The organism is Pseudomonas sp. Y3 TE3536, from assembly GCF_053629175.1.
On sequence record NZ_JBRJHU010000001.1, the window covers coordinates 5,209,257 to 5,229,343 of the forward strand.

Annotated in this window: 18 protein-coding genes; 10 read left to right on the plus strand and 8 right to left on the minus strand. The window is 58.5% G+C overall.

Features of this window, described 5'->3' with window-relative positions; genetic code table 11:
- Positions 1 to 99: 99 nt before the first annotated feature.
- The 6 genes from paaK to paaF form a co-directional block, all read right to left on the minus strand.
- Positions 100 to 1,419, minus strand: a complete 1,320-nt coding sequence (gene paaK, locus AB7M33_RS23365) for a phenylacetate--CoA ligase PaaK (RefSeq protein WP_454243731.1) — start codon at positions 1,417 to 1,419, stop codon at positions 100 to 102.
- Between the two features lie 111 nt (positions 1,420 to 1,530).
- A complete protein-coding gene (gene pcaF / locus AB7M33_RS23370) occupies positions 1,531 to 2,751 on the minus strand; it encodes a 3-oxoadipyl-CoA thiolase (RefSeq protein WP_454243732.1) in 1,221 nt (406 codons plus the stop codon).
- Positions 2,744 to 3,184 carry a hydroxyphenylacetyl-CoA thioesterase PaaI gene (gene paaI, locus AB7M33_RS23375; protein WP_027593247.1) on the minus strand — a complete coding sequence of 147 codons (441 nt, stop codon included), beginning with the start codon at positions 3,182 to 3,184 and terminating at the stop codon, positions 2,744 to 2,746. The genes pcaF and paaI overlap by 8 nt, the downstream gene beginning before the upstream one ends.
- Positions 3,177 to 4,694, minus strand: coding sequence for a 3-hydroxyacyl-CoA dehydrogenase PaaH (gene paaH, locus AB7M33_RS23380; RefSeq protein WP_454243733.1), 1,518 nt, complete (start codon positions 4,692 to 4,694; stop codon positions 3,177 to 3,179). Before paaH ends, paaI begins: the two co-directional genes overlap by 8 nt.
- A gap of 2 nt (positions 4,695 to 4,696) precedes the next feature.
- The gene (paaG, locus tag AB7M33_RS23385; protein WP_454243734.1) at positions 4,697 to 5,488 is read right to left on the minus strand and encodes a 2-(1,2-epoxy-1,2-dihydrophenyl)acetyl-CoA isomerase PaaG; all 792 of its coding nucleotides are present in this window, start codon (positions 5,486 to 5,488) and stop codon (positions 4,697 to 4,699) included.
- Positions 5,489 to 5,523: 35 nt separating this feature from the next.
- Positions 5,524 to 6,297 carry a 2,3-dehydroadipyl-CoA hydratase PaaF gene (gene paaF / locus AB7M33_RS23390; protein WP_027593250.1) on the minus strand — a complete coding sequence of 258 codons (774 nt, stop codon included), beginning with the start codon at positions 6,295 to 6,297 and terminating at the stop codon, positions 5,524 to 5,526.
- 355 nt (positions 6,298 to 6,652) lie between these two features.
- Between paaF and paaY the strand changes: the two genes are divergently transcribed.
- The 7 genes from paaY to AB7M33_RS23425 all read left to right on the plus strand — a co-directional run bounded on the left by paaY (position 6,653) and on the right by AB7M33_RS23425 (position 13,907).
- Entirely contained in the window at positions 6,653 to 7,252 is a 600-nt protein-coding gene (gene paaY / locus AB7M33_RS23395) for a phenylacetic acid degradation protein PaaY (RefSeq protein ID WP_454243735.1), read from the plus strand.
- Between the two features lie 77 nt (positions 7,253 to 7,329).
- The gene (paaX, locus tag AB7M33_RS23400; RefSeq protein ID WP_186681513.1) at positions 7,330 to 8,253 is read left to right on the plus strand and encodes a phenylacetic acid degradation operon negative regulatory protein PaaX; all 924 of its coding nucleotides are present in this window, start codon (positions 7,330 to 7,332) and stop codon (positions 8,251 to 8,253) included.
- Between the two features lie 135 nt (positions 8,254 to 8,388).
- Positions 8,389 to 8,733 (plus strand): transcriptional regulator, encoded by a 345-nt coding sequence (locus tag AB7M33_RS23405; RefSeq protein ID WP_454243736.1) that lies wholly within the window; start codon positions 8,389 to 8,391, stop codon positions 8,731 to 8,733.
- Entirely contained in the window at positions 8,733 to 9,947 is a 1,215-nt protein-coding gene (locus AB7M33_RS23410; protein ID WP_454243737.1) for a type II toxin-antitoxin system HipA family toxin, read from the plus strand. Before AB7M33_RS23405 ends, AB7M33_RS23410 begins: the two co-directional genes overlap by 1 nt.
- Positions 9,948 to 10,035: 88 nt before the next feature.
- The gene (locus tag AB7M33_RS23415) at positions 10,036 to 10,557 is read left to right on the plus strand and encodes an RNA polymerase sigma factor (RefSeq protein ID WP_033694012.1); all 522 of its coding nucleotides are present in this window, start codon (positions 10,036 to 10,038) and stop codon (positions 10,555 to 10,557) included.
- 140 nt (positions 10,558 to 10,697) lie between these two features.
- On the plus strand, positions 10,698 to 11,456 hold the full coding sequence (locus AB7M33_RS23420; RefSeq protein ID WP_454243738.1) for a FecR family protein: 759 nt from the start codon (positions 10,698 to 10,700) through the stop codon (positions 11,454 to 11,456).
- 60 nt (positions 11,457 to 11,516) lie between these two features.
- Positions 11,517 to 13,907, plus strand: coding sequence for a TonB-dependent siderophore receptor (locus AB7M33_RS23425; protein WP_454244251.1), 2,391 nt, complete (start codon positions 11,517 to 11,519; stop codon positions 13,905 to 13,907).
- Positions 13,908 to 13,989: 82 nt separating this feature from the next.
- Here AB7M33_RS23425 and rfaD read toward each other — a convergent pair whose 3' ends face one another.
- Entirely contained in the window at positions 13,990 to 15,021 is a 1,032-nt protein-coding gene (rfaD, locus tag AB7M33_RS23430; RefSeq protein ID WP_454243739.1) for an ADP-glyceromanno-heptose 6-epimerase, read from the minus strand.
- A 586-nt stretch (positions 15,022 to 15,607) separates the two neighbouring features.
- On the opposite strand from rfaD, the gene AB7M33_RS23435 reads away from it, so the two are divergent.
- Both AB7M33_RS23435 and AB7M33_RS23440 read left to right on the plus strand, forming a co-directional pair.
- Positions 15,608 to 15,907 (plus strand): hypothetical protein, encoded by a 300-nt coding sequence (locus AB7M33_RS23435; RefSeq protein WP_454243740.1) that lies wholly within the window; start codon positions 15,608 to 15,610, stop codon positions 15,905 to 15,907.
- Positions 15,862 to 16,566 carry a hypothetical protein gene (locus tag AB7M33_RS23440; protein ID WP_454243741.1) on the plus strand — a complete coding sequence of 235 codons (705 nt, stop codon included), beginning with the start codon at positions 15,862 to 15,864 and terminating at the stop codon, positions 16,564 to 16,566. The genes AB7M33_RS23435 and AB7M33_RS23440 overlap by 46 nt, the downstream gene beginning before the upstream one ends.
- A gap of 185 nt (positions 16,567 to 16,751) precedes the next feature.
- Here AB7M33_RS23440 and AB7M33_RS23445 read toward each other — a convergent pair whose 3' ends face one another.
- Positions 16,752 to 17,186, minus strand: coding sequence for a hypothetical protein (locus AB7M33_RS23445; RefSeq protein ID WP_454243742.1), 435 nt, complete (start codon positions 17,184 to 17,186; stop codon positions 16,752 to 16,754).
- A gap of 704 nt (positions 17,187 to 17,890) precedes the next feature.
- On the opposite strand from AB7M33_RS23445, the gene AB7M33_RS23450 reads away from it, so the two are divergent.
- A complete protein-coding gene (locus tag AB7M33_RS23450) occupies positions 17,891 to 20,059 on the plus strand; it encodes a KAP family P-loop NTPase fold protein (RefSeq protein WP_454243743.1) in 2,169 nt (722 codons plus the stop codon).
- Positions 20,060 to 20,087 lie beyond the last annotated feature (28 nt).

The following is a 20,087-nucleotide window of genomic DNA, read 5'->3' on the forward strand; positions in this document are numbered from 1 at the left end:
AAGGGCGTGCACCACCTGTAGGAGCAGCCTTGCACTGCGAAAGGGCAGGCAAAAAAAAGCCCCGGACTGAGCCGGGGCCGTAAAAAGGCAGCTGATAAGTCAGCTGGCCAACCGTTTGTCGAACACGTGGCACGCCTTGCCTTCAGAACGCTTGAGCGTGCCGCAGGGCTGCAGTCGCACCTGGGTGCTGATACCGATGTAGGTCTTGATCTGCTTGGTCAGTTCACCGATCAGCAGCTTGCGTTGGCCCTCGTCCATCGCCTGGCATTCGCCACGCAGCTCTACGTGCACCTCGACACTGTCCAGGTTGCCATTGCGATACAGATGAATCTCGTACATCTCTGAAAGCTGTTTTATTTTGAGTACCTGCTCCTCAATCTGGGTCGGGAACACGTTGACCCCACGAATGATCAGCATGTCGTCACTGCGCCCGGTGATCTTGCCGATCCGCCGCATCGGCCGCGCGGTGCCTGGCAGCAGGCGGGTCAGGTCGCGGGTACGGTAGCGCACCATCGGCAGCGCCTCCTTGCTCAGCGAGGTAAATACCAGCTCGCCCAATTCCCCGTCCGGCAGCACCTCGCCGGTAACCGGGTCGATGATTTCGGGGTAGAAGTGGTCTTCCCAGATGGTCGGGCCGTCTTTGGTTTCGATGCACTCCATTGCCACACCGGGCCCCATGATTTCCGACAGGCCATAGATGTCGAGGGCCTGGATACCCAGGCGCTGCTCAATGGAGCGCCGCAGTTCGTCGGTCCAGGGCTCGGCACCGAAGATGCCCAGGCGCAGCTTGAGGTCGTGCGGGTCGATGCCCTGGCGCTCGATCTCGTCGGCCAGGTTGAGCATGTAAGAGGGCGTGACCATGATGATGTCGGGCTGGAAGTCGCGGATCAGCTGCACCTGCTTCTCGGTCTGGCCACCGGACATGGGGATGACCGTGCACCCCAGCCGTTCGGCGCCATAGTGCGCGCCGAGGCCGCCGGTAAACAGGCCATAACCGTACGAAACGTGCACTTTGTCGCCTTTGCGCCCGCCGCCGGCGCGGATCGAGCGGGCGACCACATTGGCCCAGGTGTCGATGTCGTTCTGGGTATAACCGACCACGGTCGGCTTGCCCGTTGTGCCGCTGGAGGCATGCAGGCGCACGACCTCTTCCTGGGGCACGGCAAACATGCCGTACGGGTAGTTGTCGCGCAGGTCGTTCTTGCCGGTGAAGGGGAACTTGGCCAGGTCGTCGAGCGACTTGAGGTCATCGGGGTGCGCGCCGTATTCGTCGAAGCGTTTGCGGTACAGCGGCACGTTGTCGTAGGCGTGTTTCAGGCTCCAGCGCAGGCGCTCGAGTTGGTGCTGGCGCAGGGCGTCGACGCTGGCGGTTTCCATAGGGTCAAGCAGGGCACGATCGGCATCATGGTACATGTTCATGGCTTCACTCGAATTGTTCTTGTACGCCGACCGGCGCGGGTTCGCAGCCGGGCGGTGAGTGTCATGGGCGCAGCATAACCGGCTGCGTTGCGTTCGGTAACAAGCCGTTGGTCAGAGGCGCTCGATGACCATGGCGATGCCTTGGCCAACGCCTATGCACATGGTGCACAACGCGTAGCGTCCGGCGGTTTCTTCCAGTTCGTGCAGTGCGGTGGTGACCAGGCGCGCGCCACTCATGCCCAGCGGATGCCCCAGGGCAATGGCGCCGCCGTTCGGGTTGACCCGCTTGTCGTCGTCGGCCAGGCCCAGCTCGCGCAATACCGCCAGGCCTTGGGCAGCGAAGGCCTCGTTTAGCTCGATGACATCCATGTCGGCCAGCGACAGCCCGGTGAGTTCGAGCACCTTGCGGGTAGCCGGCACCGGGCCGATGCCCATGATGCGCGGCTCGACCCCGGCCACAGCCATGCCGACAATGCGCCCGCGGGCTTTAAGGCCATGGCGCTGGGCCGCTGCGCTGCTCGCCAGCAGCAGTGCACAGGCACCGTCGTTGACGCCAGAGGCATTGCCAGCGGTGACACTGCCACCCTCACGGAACGGCGTGCCGAGCTTGGCCAACTGCTCCAGCGTGGTGTCGCCACGCGGGTGTTCGTCGTGCTCGACGCGCTTGGCCGGGCCTTTGCGCTGGGGGATTTCGACCGGCACGATTTCCTGGGCCAGGCGGCCTCGGGCCTGGGCGGCGGCAGCCTTGTGCTGGCTGCGCAGGGCGAAGGCGTCCTGGTCTTCACGGGAGATACCGAAACGGGCAGCGACGTTCTCAGCCGTCTCAGGCATCGAGTCGGTGCCATGTTCGGCCTTCATCAACGGGTTGACGAAGCGCCAGCCGATGGTGGTATCGAACAGTTCAGCGGCGCGCCCAAAGGCTTGCTCCGATTTGCCCATGACGAACGGCGCACGCGACATTGACTCCACGCCGCCGGCCAGCATCAGCCCGGCTTCACCGCAGCGCAGGGCACGGGCCGCGTTGCCAATGGCGTCCATGCCAGAGCCGCACAAGCGGTTGAGGGTGGTGCCCGGCACCTCGATCGGCAGGCCCGCCAGCAGGCTGGCCATGCGGGCAACGTTACGGTTGTCCTCACCGGCCTGGTTGGCGCAACCGAGGATTACGTCGTCCACTGCCGCCCAATCCAACTCCGGGTGGCGGGCGATCAGGGCCTTGAGCGGGATGGCGGCCAGGTCGTCGGGGCGCACGCCGCTCAAGGCGCCGGCGTAGCGGCCGATCGGCGTGCGCACGGCGTCGATGATCAGCGCATCGGCCAGGGTGTGTTCAGTCATCTTGTGTCTCCTGCGCGAGCACCGTGCCGCGTACTTTGTAGGATTTGCCATGGAACATCGCCACCAGCTCACCGCGCTGGTTCTCGATGCGAACGTCATACAGGCCGGTACGGCCTTTGCGGCTGACTTCGCTGGCCGTGGCGGTCAGCACGTCGTCACGCAGTGCCGGCGCCAGGTAGTCGATGCTGCAACCCAGGGCCACGGTGGCCTGGTCGTAACTGTTGCAGGCGAAGGCGAAGGCCGAATCCGCCAGGGCGAACAGGAAGCCACCGTGGCAGGTGCCGTGGCCCTGGATCATGTCGGCGCGCACCGGCATGCGCAGGCGCGCCTGGCCAGGGCCGGCTTCGAGCAGGCTGATGCCCAGCCCTTGGGTGGCGTGATCGCGGGAAAACATGGCATCGGCACAGGCTTGTGCCAGCTCGATTTCAGTCATGCAGATTGCCTCCTTGGGCTTCGCAGCGGCGCAATAGCAGGGAAGGGCGATAGCGGCTTTCGCCGTAGCTGCGCTGCAGGTTGTCGAGTACACGCAAGGTCTGGCTTATGCCGATGCGCGAGGCCCAGGCCAGCGGGCCGCAGGGGTAGTTGACGCCGGCGCGCATGGCCAGGTCGATATCGGCCGCCGAGCCAACACCTTGCAACACGGCATCGGCGGCTTCGTTGGCCAGCATCGCCACCGTACGCAACACGACCAGGCCAGGCAGGTCGGCGACTGCGGTCACTTTCAGGCCGGCGCGGGTTAACAAGCCAACGGCCTGGTCGCGGGCCTCACGGGTGGTGTCGGCAGACCAACTGATCGCAATGCGGGAAGCCGTGCTGTAGTCCAGGGCCAGATCGACCAGTACCAGGTTGCGCAGGCCTTCTTCGCGGGCACGCTGCGTGGCCAGGCGGCCGTCGGAAAGCGCCAACGTGGCATCGCCGACCTGGATCACGCCACTGCCGGCGCGCTCGGTCACGGCGATGCCGCTGTCGCGCAAACGCTCGACCAAGGGCTGCATGACGCCCAGATGCCCCTCGATAACGCAGGACTCAACCTGCGCCGTGCTTTGCAGCGCTGTAGGTTGCGGGCGCTCGGCGCCTTCGGCGTAGCTATAGAAACCTTGGCCAGTTTTGCGGCCAAGGCGCCCGGCATCCACCAACTCCTTTTGCACGAGCGAAGGCTGGAAGCGGAAGTCGCCATAAAACGCCTCGAACACCGAACAGGTGACGGCATAGTTGACGTCATGGCCGATCAGGTCGGTGAGCTCGAAGGCCCCCATGCGAAAGCCGCCGGCGTCACGCAACAGCGCATCCAGGCTGGCGCAATCGGCTGCACCTTCCTGCAACAGGCGCAGGCTCTCGGCGTAGAACGGCCGGGCTACACGGTTGACAATAAAGCCCGGCGTTGAGCGGGCATGCACCGGCTGTTTACCCCAGGCTTTGGCGGTGTCGTAAAGGCAGGCAGCCACGGCTGGGTCGGTAGCCAACCCCGAAACGACCTCGACCAGGGCCATCAACGGTGCCGGGTTGAAGAAATGCATGCCCACCACTTGCTGTGGGCGCTTCAAGCCAGCGGCCAGGCTGGTGATCGAGAGTGACGAGGTGTTGCTGGCCAGGATGCAGTCGTCTGCGCACAGCGCTTCAAGCTCGTGCAACAAGGCCTGCTTCACTGACAGGTTTTCTACGATGGCTTCGATCACCAGGCGGGCATCGGCCAGCGTGTCGAGGGTGTCGGCTGGGCACAGGCGGGCGACGATCGCTTCGCGCTCGCCCGCAGGCAGCTTGCCTTTTTCTACCAAGCGGGCGAGCTGACGATCGATGCCCGCCACTGCCTGAGCGGCGGCGCCGGGGCGGTTGTCGTAGAGTTTGACCGGGTGGCCGGCTTGCGCGGCCACTTGGGCGATACCTGCGCCCATGGCGCCTGCACCGATCACGGCCACTTGGGTGTTGCGGTCGAGTGCGCTCATGCTCAACGCCCCTTGAACGCAGGCGTGCGCTTGTTCATGAAAGCGCTTACGCCTTCGCGGTAGTCCTCGCTACGGCCAGCCAGGCGCTGCAGGTCGCGCTCCAGTTCCAGTTGCTGGTCAAACCCGTTATCGAAACTGGCATTCAGGCTGCGTTTGATCAGGGCCAGGCCGTAAGTGGGCTGCGTAGCGAGGTGGCGGGCGAGGGTGAGGGCCTCGTCGCGCAACGCGGCATCGTCGACCACGCGATGGATCAACCCCCATTGCTGGGCCTGTTCGGCCGTAAGGCGTTCGCCCAGCATCGCCAACGCCTTGGCCCGCGCCATGCCGACTAGCCGAGGCAGCAGCCAGGTGCCGCCAGAATCCGGCACCAGGCCGATCTTGCAGAAGGCCTGGATGAAGCTGGCCGAACGGGCAGCCAGCACCAGGTCACAGGCCAGCGGAATATTGGCTCCGGCGCCTGCAGCCACGCCGTTGACGGCGCAGATGACCGGCAGCGGCAAATCGCGCAGGGTGCGCACCAGCGGGTTGTAGAACCTATCGATGGACTCACCCAGGTCCGGCATGTCGGCCCCTGGCGCGACATTGCGATCAGACAGGTCCTGGCCTGCACAGAAGCCGCGGCCTTCGCCGGTCAACAGCAACACCCGTGCATCTTTGCTCTGGCGTACTTGCTTCAAGGCTTCGCGCACTTCCAGGTGCATGGGCGTGTTGAAACTGTTCAGCTGCTCCGGGCGGTTCAGCGACAGGAGGGCAACGCCGTCCTCGATGGAAAACAGGATGTGTTCGAACGTCATGGCAGACTCGCTTGGTCAGTCGAATGGGGAGGTGCTCAGCAGCCTTTGAACCGGGCCTGGCGTTTTTCCTGGAAGGCGCGAATACCCTCATTGCGGTCGGCGGTGCCGGCGAGCAGGGTGAACGCGTGGCGCTCGAAGCGCAGGCCACTGGCAAGGTCGGTATCGCCGGCCTTGAGCAAGGCTTCCTTGGCCAGGCGCACTGCCAGCGGCGCCTTGGCCGCGATAATGCGGGCCACTTGCACGGCCCGCTCCACGGCGAGTTCCGGCTGGGTGATTTCGCTGATCAGGCCGGCTTGCAAGGCGTGCTGGGCGCTGATGGCTTCACCGGTCAACACCATGTGCATGGCCAGCGGCTTGCCGACCGCGCGCAGCAGGCGCTGGGTGCCGCCAGCGCCGGGGATGATGCCGAGGTTGATCTCCGGCTGGCCGAAACGCGCGTCGCTGCCCGCAATGACGATGTCGGCGCACATCATCAGCTCGCAACCGCCGCCCAGGGCGTAGCCGTTAACGGCGGCGATCAGCGGCTTGGAAAACGCGGCTATCCGTTGCCAACACGCAACGCGAGGGTCATTGAGTATGCCGACCAGGTCGCGCTCGGCCATCTCGCCAATGTCGGCGCCGGCGGCGAACGCCTTGCGGCTGCCGGTAATCACCACGGCATGGGTCTGATCATCACGCTCGGCGGCATCCAGCTCGCTGGCCAGCTCGGCCAGCAACGCTGTGCACAGAGCATTCAGCGCTTCTGGCCGTTGCAGGGTGATGAGCCGGACGCCGTGCTCCGGCGCTTGCGCATCGAGATAACGAGGCATATCGGGTTCCTCTGGCTGCTCGCACGGCACATCGATTGGCCGGCATTTCTTGGAATTGTTTGCAGGGACGTGGGCTGCACCACGTTCAGGTGCGGACAGTATATGCCTTATGCGATACACAAAAGCAACATCAAAAAGAGTTTAACGTATCTCTTTGTGGTGATTTCTGCGCGAAAGATGAGCTATTCAAAAAAGTGATTTAACGATTAATCCGCAGATAAATAGGGCTTTTTCTGCAAAAACAGGATGCAAATAAGGCTGGCAACAAAGCGATACAGGCATTCGCACAATTGACGCGCAACATTTTTGTGATACAAGGATTCGTCACATTTCAAATCATTTCAGGAGCTTTGCCATGCCTTGCTACCGGCTAGACGGCCTGACCCCCGTGGTTCATCCAACTGCCTATGTGCACCCGAGCGCAGTGCTGATTGGCGATGTCATCGTTGGCCCGCGTTGCTACGTCGGCCCGCTGGCCTCACTTAGGGGCGACTTCGGCCGCATCGTGCTGGAGGAGGGCGCCAACCTGCAGGACACCTGCGTGATGCATGGCTTTCCGGGGGGCGACACGGTCATAGAACGCAATGGGCATGTCGGCCACGGCGCGGTGCTGCACGGGTGCCGCGTGGGCGAAGATGCCCTGGTAGGCATGAATGCCGTGGTAATGGATGGTGCCCATGTAGCCCCGCGCTGCATCGTTGCTGCCACGGCCTTCGTCAAGGCGGGGTTCGAATGCGCCGAACAAAGCCTGGTGGTGGGTAGCCCGGCACAGGTCAAGCGCCCGCTGACCGACCAGGAGCTGGCCTGGAAGCAGCGCGGCACGGCGGAGTATCAGCACCTGACGCAGCGCTGCATGACCGCGCTGGTCGAATGCCCACCGCTGACCGAAGCCGAGCAGGGTCGCCCGAGCATGGGTGACTCCGGCATCCGGCCCAAAGGCAAGGCGCCGGCATGAGCCTGTCCGCGTCACGCAATGGCCAGGCAACCCGCCGCGCAGGTATAGTCGGTGCTTTCCCCGCGCACAGTTCCTCCATGAGCACACTTGCCCCACTGAACAACCTGATCACTCGTTTTCAGGAACAGACGCCGATCCGCGCCAGCTCGCTGATCATCACCCTGTACGGCGACGCTATCGAACCGCATGGTGGCACGGTGTGGTTGGGCAGCCTGATCAACCTGCTGGAGCCGATCGGCATCAACGAACGGCTGATCCGCACCTCGATCTTCCGCTTGACCAAGGAAGGTTGGCTGACCGCCGAAAAAGTTGGCCGACGCAGCTATTACAGCCTGACGGGCACTGGCCGTCGGCGCTTCGAAAAAGCGTTCAAGCGTGTCTACAGCCCCAGCCAACCCGCATGGGATGGCGCCTGGACCCTGGTGCTGCTGTCACAACTGGAAGCCGGCAAGCGCAAAACCCTGCGTGAGGAGCTGGAATGGCAGGGCTTCGGGGTGATGGCGCCCAACGTGATGGGCTGCCCCCGTGCTGACCGCGCGGACTTGGCCGCAACCCTGCGCGAGCTGGAGGCCAGTGATGACAGCATCGTGTTTGAAACGCACACCCAGGAAGTGCTTGCTTCCAAGGCCATGCGCGCGCAAGTGCGCGAGAGTTGGCGTATCGACGAGCTGGGGCAGCAGTACAGTGAATTCATCCAGTTATTCAGGCCGCTGTGGCAGGGCCTTAAAGAGCAGCCGCAGCTCGATGCGCAGGATTGCTTCCTGGCACGCACGCTACTGATTCACGAGTACCGTCGGCTGCTGCTGCGCGACCCGCAACTGCCTGATGAGTTGCTGCCAGGTGATTGGGAGGGCAGGGCAGCACGGCAGCTGTGTCGCAACCTGTATCGGCTAGTGTTTGCCAAGGCTGAAGAGTGGTTGAACAGTGCGCTCGAAACGGCTGACGGCCCACTGCCTGACGTGAATGAAAGCTTCTACAAGCGCTTTGGTGGTCTTGCATAGCGATCATTAAGGTTAACCTTGGTTAACCTTATCCAAGATAATGCTTACCAAGATGAGTATTATGCGTTTCTTATAAAATCTTTAAGTGTGCTATGGTTAACCTTAACTCAGTTAACATTAACCATGGCGAGCCTTATGACGACTTATTTTCCAGTCGCTTGCGCCGATACCCTCAGTAAAATCGGCCTTTTGGTCAAGGCACGGCGCCTGGCACTCGGCCTGCGCCAAGCGGACCTTACCGCTGCCATTGGCGTCTCCGCGCATACCCTTCGCAAGATCGAAGGCGGCTCGGCGCTCGTCGACCTGCGTTCATTCATGCTGGTGTTGTGGCGCCTGGGTATCAGCGAAACCGTTTTCGCCTCGCTGGAAGGCATAGAGCAAACCTCCCAGATCACCCGGTTCAGTGATGACGATGATGCCCACCAGAGCCTGGCATCCCGCCGCGTACGGCTGGCCAAACCCAAGCCTGAGGAGTTCTGATGTCCCGTGCCTACATCTATATGGAGCACCCCGAGACAGGTGAAGTCATCACCCTTGGCCGGCTGACCCTCAAAGGCAAGCTTGGGGAGTTTCTTTATGCACCTGACCACGTCGCGCGCGGCGGCTGGGTCCCCGACCCGATCAATTACCCGTTACGCGCCGAGGCCTACACCGGCATCGTCAAGAACCGCGGCATACCCGGTTTCATCAATGACGCCATGCCCGATGGCTGGGGCGAGCGGCTGCTGCATCGGGCGTACGGCCAAGAACTCGGCCCCCTCGACTTCCTGCTCAAGTCACCCAACAACGACCGCGTTGGCAACCTGATGGCAGGCGGCGCAACAACCCCTGCACCCGGCTTAGGCGATGGCGCAGTACCGACCTTGAAAGGCCTGGCCAAGTTCGTCGCTGCGTGTGAAGCGGTGTACGACGGCCAGCTCGACGCTGAATCGGTGGCCACCCTCAACGTGCGCCAACAGCGCTCGGCCCTGGGTGGTGCACGGCCAAAACGTACGCTGCAGGATAACGGCATGCTGATTCTGGCCAAGCCGCGTGATCGCTTCGACCATTACGACCTGCCCTCGATCGAATATGCCTGCATGACATTCGCTGCGGGGAAGGGCTTGAACGTAGCCAAGACCGCCCTGCATGCTGAAACCCCTTCGACGTTGTTGATCGAACGCTTCGACCGCACGCCCATTGCACAAGGTGCCCGACGTATCCCGATGCTTAGCGCGCTGACCTTGCTGGATTCGGAGTGGAACGGCGCGCACCATCGCGATTGGCGCTATGCCGCTGTGGCCGATGAAATGCGCCGCCGGGGTGTGCCCGATACCGACCTGCAGGCGCTGTTCAAGCGCATGTGCTACAACGCCCTGGTGGGCAACTCCGACGACCATCCACGCAACCATGCGGTGATCTGGGTTGACGGCAGGTGGCGCCTGTCGCCCATGTACGACGTGCTGCCCATGCTTGAAGAAGGCCCCGCACAGACCTTGGCCATGGCAGTTGGCCGGGAAGGCAGCCAGATTAGCCGCGCGAATATGCTCAGCCATCACGCGCACTTTGCCCTGACGCGGGAGCATGCAGAGCATCTGCTGGTGGAGGTGGCGGGGTGGGAGGACGAACTGAAGGCGTATTACGCGCAGGTGCTTACCGGCAGCGACCTGGACATGGCGGTTGATGCGGTGAGCTCGGTTCGCATGCTCAGTTAAGAAGTAGGCGGAGGCGGGTGACACTGCTTTCAAATGACATGCATTCCCATTTATACTTGCATCTCATTTCCTCTCTGTTATCGCTACCGTGCAGGCAGATCCTCCAAAGCCATCCTTGCTCGCCACCTTGGTCCGTCACTACGACGACCTGGTCGATCATGTGCGCCGACGCTTCGGTGAGCGAGTGTTCGCACGTGAAGTCGTTCACGACCTGTGCGTTCAGTTGCTGGAGGATGACGAGAAAGAAGGGGTGCGCAAGCCCCTGGCGCTGTTACGCAAGATCGCCCACGACAACGCCATCTCGCATTGCCGCCGCGAGCGTCGGCGCAGCAGCTTGATCGTCGCCGTGGCAGAACTGCCCGACGTCGCCTGCAGCGCAGCGCCTCAGGAGCGCCATGTCGACGCGGCGAAGACACTGGACAGGCTGATTGCGGCTATTTCCCGATTGCCACCGCGTTGCCAGGCCGTGTTCATCATGCACAAGCTGCATGAGGTCCCCCAGGCTGAAGTCGCGCAGCGCCTGGGGATCTCGCTGAAAACCGTAGAAAAGCATCTGCGCGTCGGTATGATCGCTTGCCGTGAACATCTGCAATCCGAGGTGGCGCAGTGAGCCGTTCACGAAACAAAGACGATGCTGCAGTCGATGACGCGCTGGCCGCGTGTCGCGAGACCTTGAAGCAGCGCTTCCCTTTACCCAGCTCGCCACCTGCACAAAAGCCCCGCAAAGGCAGCAAGGTACTCCCGCTTGTATTGCTGGCCCTGGCCGCAGGTGTGGCCTGGAAGGATCCTGCGTACCGCAATGAACACTTTGTCACGCAGGTGGGACAACGCCAGGCGGTACAGCTGGCTGATGGCAGCATAATCAAGCTGGACGGGGGCACTGAGGTACGCGTCAGCTGGCATTTGCGCACCCGGCAAGTTGCACTGGTGCGTGGCCAGGCCTTATTCGACATTTCGCCCATGCAATATCGGCCGTTCTTGGTCGATGCAGGCAACGCCGACATACGCGTGGTCGGCACCCGATTCAACGTCAACATGTACGCGGGTGACGTGCGGGTTACCGTTGCGCAAGGCAAGGTGGCAGTCACAGGGCGCGCGGCGGACCGTACCTCGCTGCTCATGCCTGGGCAGCAGGTGCTCGTGCAACAGGGCATCCCCGGTGAGGTGGTCAAAGGCAATGCCGAAGACGCTAGCGCCTGGCAAGAAAGCCGCTGGGTTTTCGCCGGTACGCCACTGGCTGAGGTGGTTGCTGCACTGCAACGGTATTACGCCCAGCCGATCGAACTGACGGACCCTGATGTCGGCAAATTGCCGCTTTCAGGTGTTTTCAGCAGCGACAGCGTCGAAACGCTGTTGGCGTTACTGCCGGAGATCCTCCCGGTGAAGCTGAGCAGGGAAGGCGGGGTCGTACGCATTCAGCCCCAAGCGGAAAAAATAATTCTCCTACGAGGTAGGGTTGGGGCCGTCGCGAAGCGGCTAACTCTCTGCACCTCATCTCCTGGAGAATAACAAGTGAGTCAGCTCTTCCTGCGTACACCTTGGCACGTTTCGATTTTGACCAGCACCTTGATGGCCAGCCAGTGGTCGTTCGCGCAAACCATGGTGGTTGTCGATTTCAATATTCCTGGATCAACGCTGGAAAGCTCGCTGAATGCAGTGGCACGCCAAACAGGTGCTCAAGTGCTGTTTTCCAGCGAGCTGACTGCGGGCAAGCAGGCGCCGGCGCTGCACGGGCGTTACACAGTGGAGCAGGCGCTGGGCCAGGTGCTCGAGCAGAGTGGGCTGGTCGTCCAGCCGCGGGATGAGCGGACTTTCATCGTTTTACCATCAAACGAAGCAGCGTCAGGTAATGCGCCGTCTACGACCGCCAGCTCCATTGAACTGGCAGGCACGGAGATCACGTCCTCTCGGCTTTCCAGCGGTGTAGTACCGCAGGCACGTCAGGTCAATGTGATCGAACGCGAACAACTGAAGCAACTGCGCCAGGGCTCTGATGGGCTGGCGACGCTGCTGGCCAAGAGCATCCCTGGGATGGCCGACTCCAGCCGTACCATCACCGATTACGGGCAAACGCTGCGCGGCCGTACGATGCTGGTCCTGGTCGACGGCGTGCCGCTGAACACCAATCGTGACTCATCGCGGAACTTGGCCAATATCGACCCGGCATTGATCGAGCGCATCGAAGTGATTCGCGGCAGTAGCGCTATCTACGGCGCCGGTGCGACGGGAGGGATCATCTCCATCACCACGCGGCCCGCTGGCGGCGAGCAAATGGCCGAGACCACGCTAACGGGCGTTTCTCCCTTGAGCCAAGTGGACAGCGATGGGCTGGGAGGGCAGTTGCAGCATCATGTTGCCGGCGCCCAGGGTGCACTGGATTACGCGTTCGATTTCGGCGCACGCCATATCGGCGCCTCTTACGATGCCAAAGGGCACCGCATTGCGCCCGAGCCTAGCCAAGGTGACCTGTTCGATTCCAACACCTACAACATTGGCGGGAAATTGGGTTGGCGCATCGACGAGCTGCAACGTATTCAGCTGTCCCTCAGCCATTACAACGCCGAGCAAAACAGTGACTATACCGCCGACCCAGCGGTCAGCCGATTGCCGCCTGGTTCCGTACCCGCACAACCGTTGTCCGGGTTGTCCCTCGACGAACAGAACCAGATCAAGAACACCTTGGTGAACCTTGAATACGGTCACTCGGAAGTGCTCGGGGGAACATTCAATGCCCAGCTTTACTACCGCGACTATTTCACCCGATTCACGCCCTTCGATGCCCGTGGCGTTGCCACACGTGGGCGCAATGTCGATCAAGTCATGCAGAACAGCGAAGTCGTTGGTAGTCGCATTACCTTGCGAACCCCGATAGGCGGGTCAGATACCGAACTGTTGTGGGGCGGCGACTTCAATCAGGAACGCAGCGACATGCCGATCGATATCTTCGACCCGCAAGCGTTTGATGCGAGCGGCGGAACGATATTCAATAAAATCGGCAAGTTGAGCTACATGCCTGACCTGACGTCACGCAGCGTAGGTGCGTTTACACAGTTACAGCACCGTTTCAACGAGCAGTGGTCCATGGAAGGCGGCATCCGTTATGAATATGCCACCGCCGAATACGGGGACTTCATTCCGCTGTCTGAATCAAGCGCCGCCAACCCCGCCACGGTGGAAGGCGGCACAGTGCATTACGATGCATTGCTGTCCAATATCAGCCTGACTTACTCGCCCGTCAGCGGCCAGGCGGTTTATGCCGCCTTCAGCCAAGGCTTCCAGTTACCTGACATTGGCGTGCAGCTGCGTAACGCACGCCGTGGTTTCGATATTGGCTCGTCCAACCTGGAGCCGGTCAAGACCAATAACTACGAACTCGGTTGGCGCGGCGTGCTGGGCGAGGAGACCCTGGCGTCGCTGGCTGTTTTCTACACCACATCAAAACTGGGTGATGTTCAGAGCTTCAACAATGGCCTGATCCTGACCCGCACTCAGGAGCGCATCTATGGCGTTGAAGGCAGCGCTGACTGGTTGACCAGCGACGAGCATTGGGGGGCAGGGGGGAGCTTCACTTGGATGAAAGGGCGCGAGCAACCAGACGGTGGCGATTGGCAAGACATGACAGGCTATCGCATTCCACCTGTGAAACTGACAGCGTATCTTCAATACAAGCCAGACGAGGATTGGAGCCATCGCGTGCAGGCGACTTACTTCGGTGCTGAGGATTACCGCCTCAAAGGTGTCGAAAGCTTTGGCAGACGCAGGGTAGATGGCTACACCACGGTGGATATCATCAGCCAATACCAGCTGAGTGAGCATGATCAGATCAGCGTGGGCGTCCAGAACTTGTTCAATCGTTATTACTATCCGCTGTACAGTCAACTGATGCGCAACAGTAACAACACCAGCCATTTGCCTGCGCCAGGCACCGTTTTGACGGCGAGTTATACCCACCAGTGGTGATCGGTAGGGCCTCTTTAGGCTGGTTTAAACATAACTACACTAAATGAATATTTAGCGTAGTTATGTCACGAAGTTGCGAACATCAAGCTGCCGTCGCTTGCCTGAAAGGAGCAGGCGGCGGGCTTTGCAGGCCTTGCAGCCAATCACAATACAGACTTACACCTTGTTCGACCGTCAATGTTGCCGTCTTGTAGCCCACAGCCCGCAAGCGCTCCAGGTCTGCACAGGTGTAACACTGGTACTTGCCGCGCAAATGTTCAGGAAATTCACTGTATTCCAGTATGCCTTCCAGCAAGGCTATCTCCAGGGACAATGGGGGGTGGCCTTGGTATTTACGTAATCGGTTGATCACTGCCAGCGCAACATCATTGAACGACTGGGCGCGTCCGCTACCTACATTGAAAATGCCGCTTAGTTGCGGGTGATCAAGGAAGAATAAATTGACCCTGACCACATCATCCACCGAGACAAAATCACGCAAATGGCTACCGCTGGGGTAGCCGCCGTAGCTGCCGAACAGGCTGACTTTGCCGCGGGCCTGGTACTGGTTGAAACAGTGCAGGGCCACCGATGCCATCGCGCCTTTATGCTGCTCATGGGGCCCGTAAACGTTGAAATAGCGCAATCCAACGACCTGACTGCGCGAAGCTGACAACTGCCGGCGCACATGCTGATCGAACAGGAATTTGGAATAGCCGTAGACGTTCAACGGGCGCTCACAATCGCGCTGTTCACGAAAGTCCTGGCCAGCACCGTAGACTGCTGCCGATGAGGCGTACAGGAACGGAACCTGTTGCGCCTGGGCAATCTCCAGCAAGTCCCGGCTGTAGCGATAATTGTTGTCCATCATGAAACGGCCGTCGGCTTCGACGGTACTGGAACATGCGCCTTGGTGCAGCACCGCGCGTACGTTGCCAAATTGTCCGCGCCGAAACCGGTCCAGGAAGTCATCCTTGTCCAGGTAGTCAGCGATGTCACTGTCAGCCAGGTTGCGGAATTTGTCGCCCGCGGTCAGGTCGTCGACGGCGATGATCTCGGTTTGGTTGCGTTGGTTGAGCGCCTGTACGAGGTTGCTACCGATGAATCCCGCGGCGCCGGTTACGATGATGGTCATGCCAGATCCCCATAAGGGTGCGGAGATCGGATTTTAGTGGAGGGAATCTGCAGGGATGTTAACCAGGGTCAAAGGATGGGATGGGATGGTTGGGTGGGTTGCTGGCGTGGTACTGGTTTTGAATCTGGGTAACCACGGGCGTGTGGGTTTATACGAGTGTGCGCATAATGCATATTATGTTAAATAACGTATTTTGAGAAAGTGCTCATGTTGTCCAATCTCACATACCTCCGGCCAAATCCCCACAATCCCCCGTTTCCCAGAAAATCAATAGCTTCGCTTGGATTCATAATGCTATATCTCCGCATGGCTCCCTCCTTAACCTACGGTTGGCTCACTAGACCCTCAACACCTTTCAACCCTGACAATCGCCATGGCAATGCTGTAGCTCTGTGCTAAAAGTTAAACGAGCTATCACTCATCCTAGCCACTTGGTTCTTTTATGACTCGGCCGTTCATCCCATTCCCGATTTTCCCTCCATACGTGTATTGGAGGCCAAGTCAGCTTCGAGCCTTTCCTACTAATATCGCTGTGGTTGATCGGTTAGCCCAGGTCGAACCTGCAGCAAAGCCGTTCACGAACATCTTGTTCGTCGATGAGTTTGTCAACTGGTCTGCTCATAATTGGGGCGCAGAAAATCCTTACCTTCAATATATGATTTGCATCACTGGGCTGGAAAAAATGCTCAACTGGAGTTTTGCCCATGGTCTGTCACTCGTTGACTGGCGGCGCAAAGACTTTGAGAACTACGTAAAATTTGTAGTCAACCCGCCAAAGGATTGGACTATGACAAGCAGACCGGCGCGCTTTGTGCCGCAAGCCGGCTTCGAATTCGATCAATGGTCAATAAATCCCGTTGGCGGCCATTTCACGATTGCAGATTAATTGGTGATGAGGGTGAAATCGAGCAAAGCGTCTGGACGCGAGAGACTCGCTGCGCGAAGAAGTTTTTGGATTTTTATCTTGAGACTAGGTCTGCCACGCGCGAGAACGTTGCCGCTCAGACCCTTCCTGGCCTCACTTTCAGGCAGTCCAAAGCGATCGGATTTTTGACAGATTCTGAGCTGGCGTGGGTGTTGAATGCGCTTCCGAATTTTATGGACGTGCATGAGTTTCGAATAATTGAAATGTACCTGATCATGGTTAGGTACTCAGGACGCCAGCTATGGAGCATCATGGGAAATTCCAGAACGCCCGGAAATCTCGACCAGTTCCATCGTAGATCGGACGGACGTTGGACTGAGCTTCACTCAGCGAATAATGGGTGGCTGCCGCTGTCACCCCATTTTGATAAAATTTTTGATCGCTACCTGCATTACCTGAATATTGATCCACTCCATCCTCTTCCATCGATCCCAATATTCCCGAAAAAAAATGATACGAGCCATCACAACTCTCCATCACTCAGACGTATACTTTTTTCCATCAGAGACACTTTGGCAGACAGTGCGGCTGGCTCGGATGACCCTGAGATCTCTAATGCCTCGGAGAAAATTCGTGGCTTATCCGTTAAGTTAGTTTCTCGCAAGCCTTCTTCTCATTAGGAGCTGCTATCCGTCCGTTGATGTGTGCGTGCGTATCCGAGGGCTATCTGAGCCTGCTCTGAGCTCATCTAATAACTAGAACTGAAGAAATCTTAAATCCAGCATGAAAAAGGAAGGCTTGCGCCCTCCTCTTTTCTATGCTTCGTAGCTTTATATATCCTGTGCGATCAAGGTGATGTGAGGCTTTAGTATTTTTTGAGGCGCTGCTTGAATTCTGTTTCCGTCATTATGTTTAAATTCGAAATAGGTTCCAGCTCGAGGGGGTTCGGCTGCTTCGCAGCCATTAATTTACAGAGCTTTTGGAAAATGACTTCTACTCTCATGCCCATTTTAAAATTACGGCGATTGGAGTGGTGAGTTATTTGAATTCCCGCGCCTGAGATTATTTGCCTAAACCGCGCAGAAATAATGTGACTATCGATATCAAGTTTGATGACATCGTACATATTGGTTCCATTTTCATCTTGATTCTTACCAAGCGCATCGGTTAAAGCGTCGATCTCTACTTGACCTGGATCGTTAGCCAATGAGATAGCACTTCCAAGGATAGTTCCAGAGGGGGCATGAACGACAACAGTTACCCAAGGATCGAACAATTGATCCGTCATCTTTTCGAACAAGCTGATCCAACCTTGTTGTATCAAGAGTTGCGGTGATATTTCCGACTGGTTTGACTCCAGTCAAGATCAATCCAGAGCGCCCCGCTTTTGCATGACTGAGCAGCACATTAATTTTCTGAAGTCCGGCGCTAGCTGCAATGCTATGCAATGAAACCTCGGCATGCACATGCCATGAACGACGCGCTTCCCAGACTGGTTCATGAAATGAAAAACGTTGGTCAGGGCTCAGCTTAAACCTCGAACTCCAATCTGCCTTTAGGTGCAAGCCATGTGGCGGGTCGGTTGCCAAAGTTGCAATTACTGCGTTTAATCCATACTGCTCAAGGTAAGCGTCTACGTTTGGGAGCACCTGAGTTTGAAGACATTCCTCAAGCGCCGCGATGCACCTGGGTAAAACCTCACCCGGAAGCTCGCAGACGTCGGCGGCACGGCATTCGCCTAACTTATGGTGGAGAATGATGAACTCTGCATCGGACATGAGATTTCAGCCGGTCTCTTCGAGCCCGAAGGTTCCATAGACTCGAAATATCCTGCGGCAAGGCCCTCGCCTGTGAACTTCGGAGCAGCCCGCAGCACACGCCAAAGTCTAGAGTCTAACCTTAGGCGGACTGAACACTAGGTAGTATGCTTTGCTCCACTTTCGACTGCTTCCCAAATACACTATGCTGGCCATTTGACTTCGCACCTGTCCTGAAGGAGCAAATATGGGCAAGCAGCCCGCAGCAGTGGCCTCGCATATTGACGGAATTGACTTCGACACCCCTCTCCTCCCCGAATCTGCTATCGACACCGATCAGCTATCCCGTGTCGGGTTTGCTGAAATCGCTACCTCCTCGCTTCGTAAAGTGCCTTCGACGTCGGGCTTCGTGTTGTCAATCGAAGGCCCATGGGGAAGCGGAAAAAGCTCAGTTCTCGCGATGATTCAGGCCCTGCTCAACCGTGAGGACGAGAAGCGTCAGCCAGTGATTGTGCATTTCAACCCCTGGCTGGTTGGCGACAAGGATGCCCTGCTCCGCCAGTTTCTCGCCAGCATAGCTAAGGCCGTTAAATTGAGCGATCACAGCAAGGATGGCCGGAAGGTAGCCAAGGAGCTCAAAGCTTACTCAAAGGTTTTTGATGTCCTAAAACTCATACCAGGCGTGGAGCCGTGGGCGTCCTTGGTTAAGTCGGTGATGGATGCTGCAGGCGATGCCAGTGAAGCCGTTGCAGAGTACAAATCGCCTGACCTTGAGGAGCAAAAGGAGCGGGTCGAGGCTGCGCTTAGGAGCTTTGATCGCCCTGTCATAGTTTTCATCGATGATGTCGACCGTCTTTTCCCTGCTGAAGTATTTGAGATGATCAGAATCATCAAAGCAGTCGGGGGACTGCCAAGGGTCGGATATGTCGTGGCTTGGGATTCCGCGTACGTTACTGCAGCTCTCTCAAGCGTTAAGGTTCCTCAATCGAGCTCGTACCTGGACAAGATCGTTCAAGTCAGGATGCCGCTGCCAAACCTATCCTTGAGCGCCCGAGCAAAGCTGTTTGACTCGGCTGTCGGGAGTCTTGATCCGAAGGCGATCCAAACGTACTTCGAGGGGCAAACCAAGCGGTTGGGCTTCCTGTATCAACTAGGATTACGCGACTTGTTGGAGCAGCCCCGTGATCTTGCTCGGGTATTCAATGCTGTGCGAATGATTGAGCCCCTTCTACGGGGCGAGATTGTGTTTGCTGACATCCTTGGGCTAGCAGCATTGTCGGTGAAAGCCCCGCAGGTGTATGACCTTTTGAGGGCTAAGCCACAGCTGTTCGTGGGCCGTCTGCCAAGTGAGATTGGGCCTGGTGATTCTACAAAGCTTGTCGCTGACGGCTCATCTGAGCGAACAACTGCTTATGCACACGGACGCGCTGACGCAATTCGTAAAGTCGTTCATTTCCTGTTTCCCGAGGTGGCAGCGGCAGAAGAAGGCTTCTCAATGGGCGCCGGTAAGTACACTGATGGAGTGATTTCAGATCCTTCACGGCTACTCGTCGCGCTGCAGTTGGGCATAACAGATGGTGATGTGAGCATCAAGACGGCTCGGCAGTATCTAGAAAATCCCGCCCAGCGGCAGCAAATAGTTGCTGCTTTAACTCCTGACGTGTGCCATGAATTTATGGACATGCTCGGCCAAATCGGTTCCTCTCTGCCGAGCGATCAACTCGAAGATATTTCAAGCGTTTGTGTATCGCTCGCTCGGCTTGTTGATTCTTCTGTTTTTGTGGAGCGTGGAAGACACCGTGATGGTGTCTTTGGAATGAGCCCTGACGACCTCGCCTTGCGACAGATAAAGCTGCTCACAGCTTCCTCTAACTATAAGAGCGCTTCAGTAATCTACACCCAAGTGGCCGTTGACCCATACGCACTGAGCTGCGCAGCCGAGTTACTTCGAGTGAGCTACGTACCGAATCAAAGGAGGTACGACAGCGATCTTTTGCTTGAGCAGGACAACAAGAACGCTGTGATACAAGCCTTTGCTCAAAACGTGCTGAATGCGACAGAGGAGAAGCGATTGTTTGAGGCCAACCTTCCAAGTCGCGTTCTCTGGACACTTGCGCGCCTTGATTCTCAAGCATGCAGGAAAATCTTCCGTATCGTGGAGGCGTCCGAAGAGTCTCTTGATCAATTCGCTCTCCACTTCCTACGCAACAGCTGGGATTCGAGCAAAGGCCAGGCCTACGGCTTGCCAAGTGATCAGGATGTCACCAAAGCATTTTGCCCACTGAAGACTCTGCGAAAGCACGCTTCGAAGCGACTCTCGGATCAATCACTGACCTATCCGGCACGCGCAGCATGGCAATCGGTGCTTGACGGCAAGCCCCTTTATGGTGTGGACGGTACCGACGCAAGCAGATGATTAGCTGGCGTTCCTCTCTAAGATACCA